We start from the raw sequence: 13,278 nt of genomic DNA, 5'->3' as shown, positions 1-13,278 counted from the left end.
ACCTTGCAGAGAGCCATTGCGTCGGATTATTTTTTGGCAATGACGACGCGCCGATTCGGCTCGTCCCCCTTGCTGTATGTTCTAACCAGCGCATGCTGTTGAAGCTTGGCGTGAATCAGCTTTCGCTCCTGTGACGGCATTGGCTCCAGCACTACTTCCTTGCCAAAACGAATAGCCTGGTTTGCCAGCCGATCTGCCAAATCTTCCAATGTTTTTTGCCGACGTGCGCGAAATTGCTCGGCATCCAGCACAATCCGGATGAATTTGTCAGAATGACGGTTGGCAACGATATTCGTCAGGTACTGCAATGCATCCAGCGTCTGTCCCCGGCGGCCGATCAGCATGCCGAGCGACGGACCGGATATATCTAGTATGCTTTCATCCTTGCGGTGACGGACATCCACTTCCACATCCAGTCCCATTCCGGCTGCTGTTTCGTGGATAAAACGTACAGCTTCTTTATAAGGGTCTGCATGTTCTGTGGAGGCTTCCTTACTCGTACGTACTTCCTGGATAACAGATTCCACTTTCGGAACAACAGTCTGTCCCACGGCAGGCGCTTGAGCCGATACATGATGTTCAGCCGCGTGTGTGGTTTCGGGAGACGGATCAGATAGCAGCGTAAGCTCTACCTTCGCCTTTTTGACCCCCAGCCACCCCAGGAATCCTTTTGACGGCTGTTCCAACACGTTTACGGTTACCCGTTCACGGCTTACTCCCAACTGGGAGAGTCCTTGTTTTACAGCATCTTCAACGGTTTTTCCTGAAGTCACGACTTTGGTCATCTCGACTTTTTAGCCCCCTTCGAGTTTCTGCCACCTTTTTTCTTGTTATTGCTATTGGAGGAACCTGTTTTCGTAAGACTGGCTGTTTTTACATTGGCCAGCGCAACTTCTTTATCCTTATTCCGATAAAGGAAATAGTTTTGAATAATCGTGTAAATATTACTGTAAAACCAGTATAGCGGCAAAGCGGATGGGAAGTTATACGACATGAACAGAATCAACACCGGATAGACGTACAGCAAAAATTGCATCGGTCCCTGCTGCGGAGTCGGATTCATTTTCATCATCATCCAGGTTTGGACGAATGTTGTGATTGCTGCCAGAATTGGCAGGATAAAGAAGTGATCCGGTTTACCTAACTGGAGCCACAAGAAATCATGATCCCGCAATGCCGAGTTATAGTAAATGGCATTATAGAGCGCGATAAAAATAGGCATCTGAACTACCAAAGGAAGACAGCCCGCCATCGGGTTGACCTTGTTTTCCTGGAACAGCCTCATCGTCTCTTGCTGGACTTTCTCAGGCGTATCCTTGTATTTCGCTTGAATTTCTTTTAATTGCGGCTGAATGGCCTGCATAGCTTTAGAACTGCGTACTTGCTTGAGTGTAAGCGGCAAAATAATAGTTCGCACGATAATCACCAGAATCAGTACGGCCAGGCCATACTCTCCCGAGAACCATTGAGCAAATGTATCCAGCGCATACGAAAACCAGTAAACGACATATCTTTGCCACCAAGATCCATTGGCCAAGTCTGCCGTCGTGTAAGAATTGTGGGCCGTCTGGGCACATCCCGACAGCACAGCAACAAGTGCCAATAAGGCAATCAGGAGGAACCATTTCCCCCGTTGAGTCTTCAAACGCGACACTTCATAACCCCTTTCTTAACCAATCCATTCCAACGTAAATCATACCATATCCTGTAGGACAAAGATACTGACTATCGACGTGAAGACTTGAGCAGCGAGGCTTTGCGCAGAACGTGCAGCACGCTTTTCTCCAGCTCCTGATACGACATTGTAACCGCTCCCTTGCGGACGATAAAAATCAGGTCAATTTGCTCCACCAATTCATGCTCATGATGACGCACAATTTCCTTGACAATTCTGCGCATCCGGTTACGGACTACGGCGTTGCCGATCTTCTTGCTGGCCGAAATTCCAACGCGGAACTGCTCTACCTCTCTGCGGCGGAACCAGTACACCACAAACTGATGGTTGGCAAAAGATTTGCCATGGCGGTATACGCGCCCAAAGTCCGCCCGGTTTCGTAGACGCAATTTTTTTTGCACGGCGCTTCTCCTTGCTCATCTCTTTTACACATGCCAGCAAGCCAATCCTTACCTCTTATATAGTAAGAAGTATGGACAACATTCCGTCATGGTAATCTCGCTTATTTTACATCCATTTTCAAAAGCTTCATCTAATATAGAGCAGGATGCGGTGCTTCTCCCTCTTTTTTCACTGCATTTCTACAGACGCAGGGAGAACGATCCGGCCCATGAATACCTCCATTATGAAAAAAAAGACCACCGTAGTGGTCTTTATGCACGCATTACGCACTCAATACTTTTCTGCCTTTTTGGCGACGAGCTGCCAAAACTTTACGGCCATTCTTTGTGCTCATTCTTTTACGGAAGCCGTGGACTTTTTTACGTTTGCTGACATTCGGTCTGAAAGTCGGTCTCATTGTACTGCACCTCCTTACAAGGAATACGTTTTATATGGAATATACCTAACATAGCAATCTCCACAAAAAACACCTTTGTACATTTAACCATAAATAGCGGCCAAAGTCAATGTACAGCTTAATCCCCTCCCCCAAAATCATGCAATCCTCTCCCTCATTTTTTTACGCCAGAGATTTTGCTCTTTCATCCAGTTCACTTATCCCACGCTCTTTTGCTCTTTTTTACCGTGAATTTTCTTCGACCTTCCTCCTTCAATATCAGCTTGTCTACATTTTGCGTTCCTTCCACCTCTCCTGTTCCTTACGATTCGTTCTTCCTTCCTAATTTCTTTACACCGTCTTTTATTTTGTGATCGGCATATTTCCAAGCACCGTAATCGGATCATTAAAAATATTGTCGGAAACGTTACCGGAAATTTTCAACAGAAAAAACGACCTCCGTGACCAAAAGGCAACGGCTGTTATGCACAGATCCACAAAAAGATCTGAATTGTGATTTAAATGGTCATAACCTGTGCATAACATTTTGAGACGAAAAAGAGTTATTGTCGAAAACTGAACAAATTATAAACAATATCTTGTGTTGTGAATAAAAATTGTACACAACAGATTGAATTTGTGGATAAATAACCACGAGTCATTGAAATACAAGGCTTCTTTTGCTATGATGATATTACTTTTGAATGTGAATATGTTGTTTTACCCTCCATATTATCAACACCCTGTGGATAAAGTTGTGAACAAGTTCAATTTATCCATCTTTTTATTTTTGTGCGGATTCGGGATTCTGGGGATATATTCTACATTTTTCATTTGATTTCGACATATTGAAGTCCCGTTTTGGCCTGCGGGATCAAGAGAACGGATCGTGCCGCACATTCCCTCCTGAGAAATATCGCCTTCTTCTGCCGATCAGCAGCGGATTTTTCCATTAGCTATTTTTCAGGACCATTTTGTGCTGCGTTCTCTCACCACACTGCCGCATGATTCAGGCGGCGGTATGTCTTTTTATGGCCTTCAACAACATTTTTGGGATTTTAGGCGTTTTGCCGAAGCGCCGGGAGCAGCTCTCTGCAGCTTAAACGGCAAAATGTCAGGATTTAAAAGGAGTGACGTCTGTGGACAGCCATACCTCTGAACTATGGCAGCAAATTCTATCCATCATACAAACCAAGCTGAGTAAGCCGAGTTACGACACTTGGTTTAAGGCTACCAAGGCAGCGAAACTGAATGACCACTCCATTGTGATTTCCGCACCAACAACTTTTGCCGTGGAATGGCTTGAAAGCCGCTATACCAAGCTAGTCGGGGCAACGGTTTATGAAATTTTGGGCAAGCAGCTGGAGGTCAAGTTCGTCATTGAAGAGAACAAGCCAGCTGAGTTCGACCTTCAGCAACAACCTCAGCAGCAGCCGGTCGTACATGAAGAAGCCGTGTCCCATATGCTGAATCCCAAATATACATTCGATACGTTCGTCATCGGATCGGGGAACCGTTTTGCCCATGCAGCATCGCTGGCCGTCGCCGAGGCGCCGGCCAAAGCTTACAACCCGCTGTTTCTGTACGGCGGCGTAGGCCTGGGCAAAACGCATCTGATGCACGCCATCGGACATTATATTTTGGAACACAACCCGGCCAGTAAGGTCGTGTATTTGTCGTCGGAGAAGTTTACTAACGAATTTATTAATGCTATTCGGGACAACCGCGGGGAAAGTTTCCGGAACAAATATCGCAATATTGATATTTTGCTCATTGATGATATTCAGTTTATTGCAGGCAAGGAGTCGACGCAGGAGGAATTTTTTCACACGTTCAATGCACTTCATGAGGAACGCAAACAAATTATTATCTCAAGCGATCGTCCGCCTAAAGAGATTCCAACGCTGGAGGAACGGCTGCGTTCCCGCTTTGAGTGGGGATTGATTACGGATATTCAGCCGCCGGATCTGGAAACGCGAATCGCAATTCTTCGGAAAAAGGCAAGAGCGGAAAACCTGGATATTCCCAATGAAGCCATGATGTATATCGCTAACCAGATTGATACGAACATCCGAGAGCTGGAAGGGGCACTGATTCGCGTTGTAGCCTATTCCTCCCTGACCAATCAGGATGTGACAAGTCATCTCGCGGCCGAGGCGTTAAAGGACATTATTCCTTCCAGTCGTCCCAAAATGATTACCATTCAGGATATACAGCACCAAGTCGGGGAATTTTACAATCTGCGCCTGGAGGATTTCAAAGCACGCAAGCGGACAAAGGCTGTTGCTTTTCCACGGCAGATCGCTATGTACCTGTCTCGCGAGCTAACCGACTATTCCTTGCCGAAAATCGGAGAAGCCTTTGGCGGACGCGACCATACAACTGTCATTCATGCGCACGAAAAAATCTCCAAAGCCATTCAAGTGGATCAGGAGCTGTTCAAAGTTATCAACAGCCTAATCGAAAAAATCAAAAATCCAACCTGAACAAGTTCAGAGCCTATACACAACTTATACACATGTGGATAGGCTTGATTTTATTAGGCTTACACCGACTTATCCACATATTCAGTGCGCCTATTACTATTACTAATAGATTTTAAAGATATACATCACCTAAATAAGGCCCGCGTCAACGCGTGCTTGAAGGATTAAAACCCGTAGGAGGAACTTATGAAGATCAGCATTTTGAAAAACGTATTGAACGAGGCTATACAACATGTATCCAAGGCCATATCAAGCCGGACCACGATTCCGATTTTGAGCGGTATTAAGCTGGATGTGAATCATCAGGGAGTAACGTTGACTGCCAGCGATACTGACATCTCCATTCAATCCTTTATTCCGATGGAGGATGGTGACCAAACCGTCGTTCAGGTCGAACAACCGGGAAGTGTTGTACTGCCAGCCAAGTTCTTTGTCGAAATTATCAAGAAGCTGCCGTCTCAGGAGATCCGCATGGAGGTAAAAGACCATTTCCAAACCTTCATCTCATCCGGTGCAACCGAAATTCAGATTGTGGGTCTGGACCCTGAAGAATTCCCGGTGCTTCCAAGCATTGAAGAAAATCAGGTTATCTCTGTACCAGGTGATTTGCTCAAAAACATGATCAAACAGACCGTTTTCTCCATTTCCACTCACGAAACGACACCTATTTTGACAGGGGTATTGTGGAATTTGGCTGAGGGCGAATTAAAATTTGTAGCAACGGACCGCCACCGCCTCGCCACCCGCAGCGCCCGTTTGGAAACGTCCGAAGGCTTGCGCTTTAGCAATGTTGTCATTGCAGGTAAAACGTTGAATGAACTGAGCAAGATTATTCCGGATCAAAATATGCTTGTGGATATCGTCGTAGCAGACAACCAGGTACTATTCAAAATTGACCGGGTTTTGTTTTATTCCCGCATTTTGGACGGAACGTATCCGGATACTTCTAGAATTATTCCAACCTCCTACAAAACAGAACTGATTGTGGATACAAAAAGTTTGAGCGAATCCATCGACCGTGCTTATTTGCTGTCTCGTGAGGAAAAAACGAATATTGTAAAAATGCAGTCGCTGGAAAACGGTGGCCTAGAGATTTCCTCCAGCTCCTCCGAGCTGGGTAAAGTGCGTGAGGAAGTCACAGTCTCCAAATTTGAGGGAGAGCCGCTCAAAATCTCGTTCAACTCGAAATATATGCTTGATGTGCTGAAAGTGATTGACAGCGAGCAGCTGACGATTGCTTTTACCGGCATTATGAGCCCGATCATTTTAAAACCGGCGGACTCCAGCAATGCGTTGTACATCATCCTGCCATATCGCACCACCAACTAACGTGTAGCGTCACTCATTAAGAGCAAGCGAAAGGATGAACAAGCCTTGAAACAGATATCTATACAGACCGAATACATCAAGCTGGATCAATTTTTAAAATTAGCCGATTGTGTTCCTACAGGGGGAATGGCCAAAGCTCTGTTGCAGGAGGGACAAGTTCGTGTCAACGGTGAGCAGGAAGAACGACGCGGAAGAAAACTGTACCCGGGCGATATCGTAGAAGTAGAGGACAACGGAAGTTTCGAGATCACAGTAGGAGCATGATCGCCTGGTTGGCAAGGACTCCTTTTAGGTGCGGAGTAACAAGGGGGACCCTATGTGTTTGTGAACAATATTGTTTTGCAGCAATACCGGAACTATGAACAGCTGGAGCTGAATGAATTTGGGCCCGTTAATTTGCTGATCGGACAAAATGCGCAGGGCAAAACGAACCTGGTAGAGGCGATTTTTGTCCTAGCTTTGACCAAAAGCCACCGGACGTCGCGCGACAAGGAGTTAATCTCTTTCGGGGCTACCTCCACTCATCTGGCTGCGGATGTGGATAAAAAATACGGAAAAATCAGGCTGGATCTGTCGTTATCCACACAAGGGAAAAAAGCGAAGATCAACGGCCTGGAGCAGCGAAAGCTGAGCGATTTTATTGGTTCGCTGAATGTCGTTATGTTTGCACCTGAGGATTTGGAAATCGTCAAAGGAACACCGGGGGTACGCCGCCGGTTTCTTGACATGGAAATTGGACAGGTTGCACCGGGATATCTGTACCATTTGCAGCAATACCAGAAAGTGCTGGTCCAGCGTAACAACCTGCTCAAGCAAGCATGGGGCAAAGATATGGCTTCCGTACAGCTCATGCTGGAGGTATGGAATGAGCAACTTGTTGAGCACGGTGTTAAAATTGTTAAAAAGCGGAAACAATTTATAACAAAGCTGCAAAAGTGGGCTCAGGCCATTCATGAAGGGATCGCGGGAGGTACTGAAGAGTTAAAATTAACTTATGTTCCCTCCTTCAGTGAGCCGGAGGAAGAAGATGAAGCTGTCTTATTGGAGCGATTTATGATAAAGTTATCCCAAATGAGGGAACAGGAAATCCGCCGTGGTATGACTTTGGCGGGGCCCCATCGTGATGATTTGGCCTTTGCCATTAACGGCAGGGAAGTGCATACGTATGGCTCTCAGGGGCAGCAGCGGACGACGGCCCTGTCCTTGAAGCTGGCTGAAATTGAATTAATCCATGAGGAAATTGGTGAATATCCTGTCCTGCTTCTGGATGATGTTCTATCCGAACTGGACCCCTACCGTCAGACCCAACTGATCGAGACCTTCCAGAGCAAGGTACAAACCTTTATCACGGCAACCGGCATTGAGACCTTGAATGCAGAACGACTCAAGGATGCCAGCATTTATCACGTCCACGACGGGCATGTGGAACACTAAGGAGTGAGTGACTGCTATGTATATTCATCTGGGTGGAGAAAAAATCATCCGCTCGTCAGAGCTTGTGGCTATTTTCGATATCTCGATTAAAAAATCCTCTAAAATCTCCAAGCAGTACGTGAACCACGCCCAACAGCAAAAGCATGTCGAGATGATTGGTGAAGAGGAAGCCAAGTCCATCGTGGTGACTCAAAATACGGTGTATTATTCCCCCATCTCCTCAACAACTCTCAAAAAGCGGGCAAACCAGTTTGTTGCCAATGCTTAACCATAGAATCTATAGAAGTAGGTGAAAGGCATGTCTATGAATCAACCGTCTTATGATGCGGGTGAGATTCAGGTCCTGGAGGGCCTGGAGGCGGTTCGGAAACGTCCCGGGATGTATATCGGCTCCACCAGTGCCAAGGGGCTCCATCATCTGGTCTGGGAAGTTGTGGACAACAGCATTGACGAAGCGCTGGCAGGTTATTGTGACAGCATTCAAGTTGTCGTTCACGAAGATAACAGCGTTACCGTTACAGATAACGGACGTGGTATTCCGGTAAGCGAACACGCCAAAATGAAAAAATCTGCGTTGGAAGTAGTTATGACTGTACTTCACGCAGGTGGTAAATTCGGAGGCGGAGGGTACAAAGTATCCGGCGGTCTGCACGGTGTTGGTGTATCCGTAGTAAACGCCCTCTCCAGCAAAATGATCGTTCACGTCAAACGGGATGGACATCTGTACGAGCAGGAATACCACCGCGGTGTTCCGCAGTATGATGTCAGAGTCATTGGCGATACGGACGAAACCGGTACCCAAACGACGTTCTACCCGGACGATCAAATTTTTACAGAAACGACCATATATGACTATGATACGCTCCAAACGCGGATTCGCGAACTGGCCTTCCTGAACAAAGGAATTGCGATTAGTTTGACCGATGAACGGACTGGCACCAGTGATACGTTCCACTACGAGGGCGGAATTAGTGAATACGTGCAATTTTTGAATCAGAAAAGAGAAGCGCTACATGAGCAGCCGATTTATGTCGAAGGCTCGCGCGATATGATTCAAGTCGAAGTTGCGCTGCAATATAACGACAGCTATACCGAAAATATTTATTCTTTCGCCAACAACATCAACACCCACGAAGGTGGAACGCATGAATCCGGCTTCAAGAGCGCATTGACACGGATTATTAACGATTATGCGCGTAAAAATGGCTTTATCAAGGACAACACCGCCAACTTGACGGGTGACGATGTGCGTGAAGGACTGACAGCAATTATTTCTGTCAAAATCCCGGAGCCGCAGTTTGAAGGTCAGACCAAAACCAAGCTGGGTAACAGTGAGGTGCGCGGGATTGTCGAATCCCTGTTCGCAGAGAAACTTCAGGAATTTCTTGAGGAAAATCCGTCTGTCTCCCGCCGCGTTGTTGATAAATCATTACAAGCAGCCCGTGCTCGTGAGGCGGCACGTAAAGCGCGTGAGTTGACTCGCCGTAAAAGTGCGCTGGAGATCAGTTCCCTCCCAGGTAAGCTGGCAGACTGTTCTTCCAAGGATGCGTCAATTAGCGAACTGTACATCGTCGAAGGCGATTCAGCGGGCGGATCGGCCAAACAAGGCCGTGATCGTCACTTTCAGGCTATTTTGCCGATTCGCGGTAAAATTCTGAACGTCGAGAAGGCACGTTTGGATCGTATTTTGTCCAGTGATGAAATTCGGTCAATGGTAACAGCTATGGGAACGGGGATTGGCGACGATTTCGATATTGCTAAAGCTCGTTATCACAAGGTCATTATCATGACCGATGCGGACGTCGACGGAGCCCATATTCGGACGCTGTTGCTGACATTTTTCTATCGGTACTTGCGTAAAATTATTGACGCCGGCTATATCTATATTGCTCAGCCGCCGCTGTTTAAAGTAGAGCGCAATAAGGTCGTACGTTATGCAAACTCTGAAGCGGAACGTGATGCTATCATCAGCGAATTCGGAGAAAATGCGAAGTACAACGTACAGCGTTATAAAGGTTTGGGTGAAATGAACGCGACCCAGTTGTGGGAAACGACTATGGACCCTGAGAGCCGTACAATGCTTCAAGTTACCATCAGTGATGCCATGCTGGCTGATACGCTGTTCGATACCCTGATGGGCGATAATGTTGAACCGCGTCGCGACTTTATTCAGGAGCACGCCAAGTACGTGAAAAATCTTGATTTTTAATTTGAAAGAATTCACCAAGGGGCGCTCAGATGAGCGTCCCTTTTCTTGTCATTAACCCGTCGCGGAGAATTTGAATATTTAATATCAAACACTTACGCCTTTTTCTTAGCGCTTGCAGGCTTACCCGTGGATGCTGTGTAACGGCCGTAGCCTACAGCATATCTGAATATTTTATGATACAGGCTTTTGTTAGGCAGGGAAGAGAACACTTTAATCGCTGGTCTTGTATTTACCTCCAAAATCCACGGATAGACTTGCTGATCCAGGCCTATATCCAAACCAATTTCCCTCAAACGGGGATATCTTTTTTGCAGTTGCCAAGCTACCCGCTCGCCCATTTTCGATAATTTTTGCTCCAGCCGTACGGCTTCCTTTACATCCAGATATGAAGCTACCAGTTCATTGAAAAAGCGCACTGTGCCCCCGCTGTGGTGATTAGTGACGACTTTGTCAGGAGCAGCTACGCGTCCTATGATGAGCGTCGTCTCCCATTGCTTTCTCAAGTTCATCTGTGTTAATACCCGTAAATCAAAGGGACATCCATCATGATGAAGAAGGGGGATTCCTCGTTGAATTAGATAAGGACGCTTCCGTATGCGGTGAGAAACTGCCCTATGCAGGTCTTCCAGATTTTCGAAGGTGTGGGTCTCTACCTCATAACGAAGGATATACCACGTTCTCTCCCCGATGATCCCCTCTTCAGTTGGCGGAAGCGGCTCAGTGAGTCTCTCTGCACGCATAACCCCTTTCCCATAAGTACCGTTATCCGGCTTAATATAGACGGTTCCGTACACTGCCAGCATTTCATTCAAATGTTCCATGGCATACAAACGTGTTTCCGGTACATAAGCGGACAACAACGGATTGGGGAGAATGATATTTGTTTTGGTCCACTTACTGGATACTCGTTGAATTGACAAGTATTCTCATCCCTTTCTTTTGGAAATGTAAGTCACGTTCTTGGAATTCACGACGCTTGAACAAAACAAGGGAAACTAAAGGACAAGTGCGTAAAACAATGATATAATAGAGAAATACGGCGTTTTTTCGGAATTGTACTCAGTTAACCCTGACCGTATACGTATTGTATGTGGAAAAGGCCTTCAGGGTGGGGGCTAATCCCCAATTCGGGGGAATTTGTCATGATTAGGACCTGTGAGCCGTAAGATGCGTGGGTCATTCTGCTGCTCACAGAAGGGCAATCTCTGAGAGATTTACGCTGTAAAGCGGACAGATGCGTTTAATTGTGCTCTTTTTGTGAAAGTAATATAATTATACAGATGAGGATTTCAGCCAAAATCCTGCTTACAGAGCGGAGTATATAGGCAGTATCTTGTTAGGCTTTTCACATAGAGAGCAATGAATGAAGGACGAGAAGGAGGACCAGCATGGCGGATCAAAATAACTCGCAAATCATCAATAGGGATATCGGAGTGGAAATGCGCGAATCCTTTATGGATTATGCCATGAGTATTATTGTCAGCCGTGCCTTGCCTGATGTGCGGGACGGACTGAAGCCGGTACACCGTCGTATTTTGTACGCGATGTCCGAGCTGGGCATGTCGCCAGACAAGCCTTACAAAAAATCAGCGAGAATCGTCGGTGAAGTTATCGGTAAATATCACCCACATGGTGATACGGCCGTATACGATACGATGGTTCGGATGGCGCAAGATTTTTCCTTGCGTTATATGCTGGTGGACGGACACGGTAATTTCGGTTCCGTTGATGGAGATATGGCGGCTGCGATGCGTTACACCGAAGCACGATTATCGAAGATTGCAATGGAAATGCTGCGTGATTTGAACAAAGAGACCGTTGATTTCATGCCAAACTACGATGGTGAAGAGAGCGAGCCAGTCGTGTTGCCTGCACGTTATCCTAATCTGCTGGTGAACGGTGTCGGCGGGATTGCAGTCGGAATGGCAACCAATATTCCTCCCCATAACTTGGGAGAGGTTATCGATGGTGTACAAGCACTAATCGAAAACCCTGACATTACGCCAATGGAACTGATGGATTATATTCAAGGGCCGGATTTCCCGACAGCAGGTTATATCTTAGGGCGGTCGGGCATTCGTCAGGCGTACCAGACTGGTCGCGGATCTGTGACCATGCGTGCCAAGACTACCATAGAAGAGATTGGCAATAAAGCACGGATTATCGTGCATGAGTTGCCTTACCAAGTCAATAAGGCTCGTCTGGTCGAAAAGATTGCTGAATTAGTACGCGAGAAGCGTATTGAAGGCATTACCGATCTGCGGGATGAATCGGACCGTACGGGTATGCGTGTCGTTATCGAGTTGCGCAGGGATGTGAACCCGAACGTTGTTCTGAACAATTTGTTCAAGCATACGGCAATGCAGTCCACTTTCGGCATCAATATGCTCGCGATTGTAAATAACGAGCCGAAGATTCTGAACCTCAAAGATGTTCTGTATCATTATCTCAAGCATCAGGTTGAAGTTATTCGTCGTCGGACAGAATTTGATCTGAAAAAGGCTGAGGCCAGAGCACATATTCTGGAAGGCTTGCGTATTGCCCTCGACCATCTGGATGAGGTTATTTCACTGATTCGTTCCTCACAAACTGCCGAAGCGGCACGCGAAGGATTAATTGAGCGCTTCTCGCTGTCTCTGGAACAGGCTCAGGCGATTCTTGATATGCGTCTGCAACGCCTGACCGGCTTGGAACGTGAGAAGATTGAGAACGAATATAATGAGTTGCTGCAAAAAATTGCGGAATACCGTGAAATTTTGGCCAACGAGCATCTGGTACTCAGCATTATCAGCGATGAGCTTAATGAGCTGAGAGGACGTTTTGCAGATGAGCGCCGTACTGAAATCACAGTGGGTGAAGAGAGCATTCTGGATGAGGATCTTATTCCGCGTGAGGATGTTATCATTACTGTAACCCATACCGGATATATTAAACGTCTTCCCGTGACTACTTATCGTAGTCAAAAACGCGGCGGTCGTGGTGTAGTGGGGATGGACACCAAGAATGAGGATTTCGTAGAGCATCTATTCATTACGAATTCACATCATCATTTGTTATTCTTCACCGACAAGGGTAAGGTATATCGGATTAAGGCTTACGAGATTCCTGATCTAAGCCGGACAGCCCGTGGGACACCGATCATTAACCTGATTCAGATTGAGCAGGGCGAGTCGATCAATGCGGTCATTCCAATTGAGGAATTTGTAGAGGACAGCTATCTGTTCTTTGCTACTCAGCAAGGGATTATCAAGAAAACACCGCTTGATAACTATGCTAATATCCGCAAGGGTGGCCTGATCGCTATCAACTTGCGTGAAGATGATGCCCTGATCGAAGTGAAGCTGACCGATGGACAGCAAGAAATGAT

12 protein-coding genes (1 of these 12 only partly in view) are annotated in these 13,278 nt (G+C 46.5%); 7 read left to right on the top strand and 5 right to left on the bottom strand.

Annotated features, from left to right (window positions below; translation table 11 throughout):
* Positions 1-26: 26 nt before the first annotated feature.
* The 4 genes from jag to rpmH form a co-directional block, all read right to left on the bottom strand.
* Entirely contained in the window at positions 27-785 is a 759-nt protein-coding gene (gene jag, locus ACQ4MX_RS14935) for an RNA-binding cell elongation regulator Jag/EloR (RefSeq protein WP_431085654.1), read from the bottom strand.
* Complete coding sequence (locus ACQ4MX_RS14930) at positions 782-1,654, bottom strand: YidC/Oxa1 family membrane protein insertase (RefSeq protein ID WP_431085653.1); 873 nt, start codon at positions 1,652-1,654, stop codon at positions 782-784. Before ACQ4MX_RS14930 ends, jag begins: the two co-directional genes overlap by 4 nt.
* Before the next feature lie 71 nt (positions 1,655-1,725).
* Entirely contained in the window at positions 1,726-2,076 is a 351-nt protein-coding gene (rnpA, locus tag ACQ4MX_RS14925; RefSeq protein WP_013312817.1) for a ribonuclease P protein component, read from the bottom strand.
* Between the two features lie 263 nt (positions 2,077-2,339).
* Positions 2,340-2,474 (bottom strand): 50S ribosomal protein L34, encoded by a 135-nt coding sequence (gene rpmH, locus ACQ4MX_RS14920; RefSeq protein WP_007433250.1) that lies wholly within the window; start codon positions 2,472-2,474, stop codon positions 2,340-2,342.
* A 1,118-nt stretch (positions 2,475-3,592) separates the two neighbouring features.
* Here rpmH and dnaA point away from each other — a divergent pair.
* The 6 genes from dnaA to gyrB all read left to right on the top strand — a co-directional run bounded on the left by dnaA (position 3,593) and on the right by gyrB (position 9,911).
* The gene (dnaA, locus tag ACQ4MX_RS14915) at positions 3,593-4,939 is read left to right on the top strand and encodes a chromosomal replication initiator protein DnaA (protein WP_134911760.1); all 1,347 of its coding nucleotides are present in this window, start codon (positions 3,593-3,595) and stop codon (positions 4,937-4,939) included.
* A gap of 186 nt (positions 4,940-5,125) precedes the next feature.
* Positions 5,126-6,268 (top strand): DNA polymerase III subunit beta, encoded by a 1,143-nt coding sequence (gene dnaN / locus ACQ4MX_RS14910; RefSeq protein ID WP_025683682.1) that lies wholly within the window; start codon positions 5,126-5,128, stop codon positions 6,266-6,268.
* A 45-nt stretch (positions 6,269-6,313) separates the two neighbouring features.
* Positions 6,314-6,532 carry a S4 domain-containing protein YaaA gene (yaaA, locus tag ACQ4MX_RS14905; protein ID WP_431085650.1) on the top strand — a complete coding sequence of 73 codons (219 nt, stop codon included), beginning with the start codon at positions 6,314-6,316 and terminating at the stop codon, positions 6,530-6,532.
* Positions 6,533-6,586: 54 nt separating this feature from the next.
* Positions 6,587-7,702 carry a DNA replication/repair protein RecF gene (gene recF, locus ACQ4MX_RS14900; protein WP_025683680.1) on the top strand — a complete coding sequence of 372 codons (1,116 nt, stop codon included), beginning with the start codon at positions 6,587-6,589 and terminating at the stop codon, positions 7,700-7,702.
* A 16-nt stretch (positions 7,703-7,718) separates the two neighbouring features.
* Positions 7,719-7,970: an extracellular matrix regulator RemB gene (gene remB / locus ACQ4MX_RS14895; RefSeq protein WP_025683679.1), complete on the top strand. Its 252-nt coding sequence runs from the start codon at positions 7,719-7,721 to the stop codon at positions 7,968-7,970.
* 30 nt (positions 7,971-8,000) lie between these two features.
* Positions 8,001-9,911, top strand: coding sequence for a DNA topoisomerase (ATP-hydrolyzing) subunit B (gene gyrB / locus ACQ4MX_RS14890; protein WP_134911757.1), 1,911 nt, complete (start codon positions 8,001-8,003; stop codon positions 9,909-9,911).
* Positions 9,912-10,003: 92 nt separating this feature from the next.
* On the opposite strand, the gene ACQ4MX_RS14885 is transcribed toward gyrB, so the two are convergent.
* Positions 10,004-10,831 (bottom strand): YheC/YheD family protein, encoded by an 828-nt coding sequence (locus ACQ4MX_RS14885; RefSeq protein ID WP_431085649.1) that lies wholly within the window; start codon positions 10,829-10,831, stop codon positions 10,004-10,006.
* A gap of 468 nt (positions 10,832-11,299) precedes the next feature.
* Between ACQ4MX_RS14885 and gyrA the strand changes: the two genes are divergently transcribed.
* Positions 11,300-13,278, top strand: the 5' portion of a protein-coding gene (gyrA, locus tag ACQ4MX_RS14880) for a DNA gyrase subunit A (RefSeq protein WP_149096132.1). 598 nt of this gene lie beyond the right edge of the window; 1,979 of the gene's 2,577 nt are visible here — the first part of the coding sequence; the start codon lies at positions 11,300-11,302; its stop codon lies off the right edge, out of view.

The sequence above is a fragment of the Paenibacillus sp. 8b26 genome (assembly GCF_050626875.1).
GTDB lineage: Bacteria > Bacillota > Bacilli > Paenibacillales > Paenibacillaceae > Paenibacillus.
Note: the sequence above shows the minus strand (reverse complement) of the source record. Positions and strands in the feature narration are given on the sequence as shown.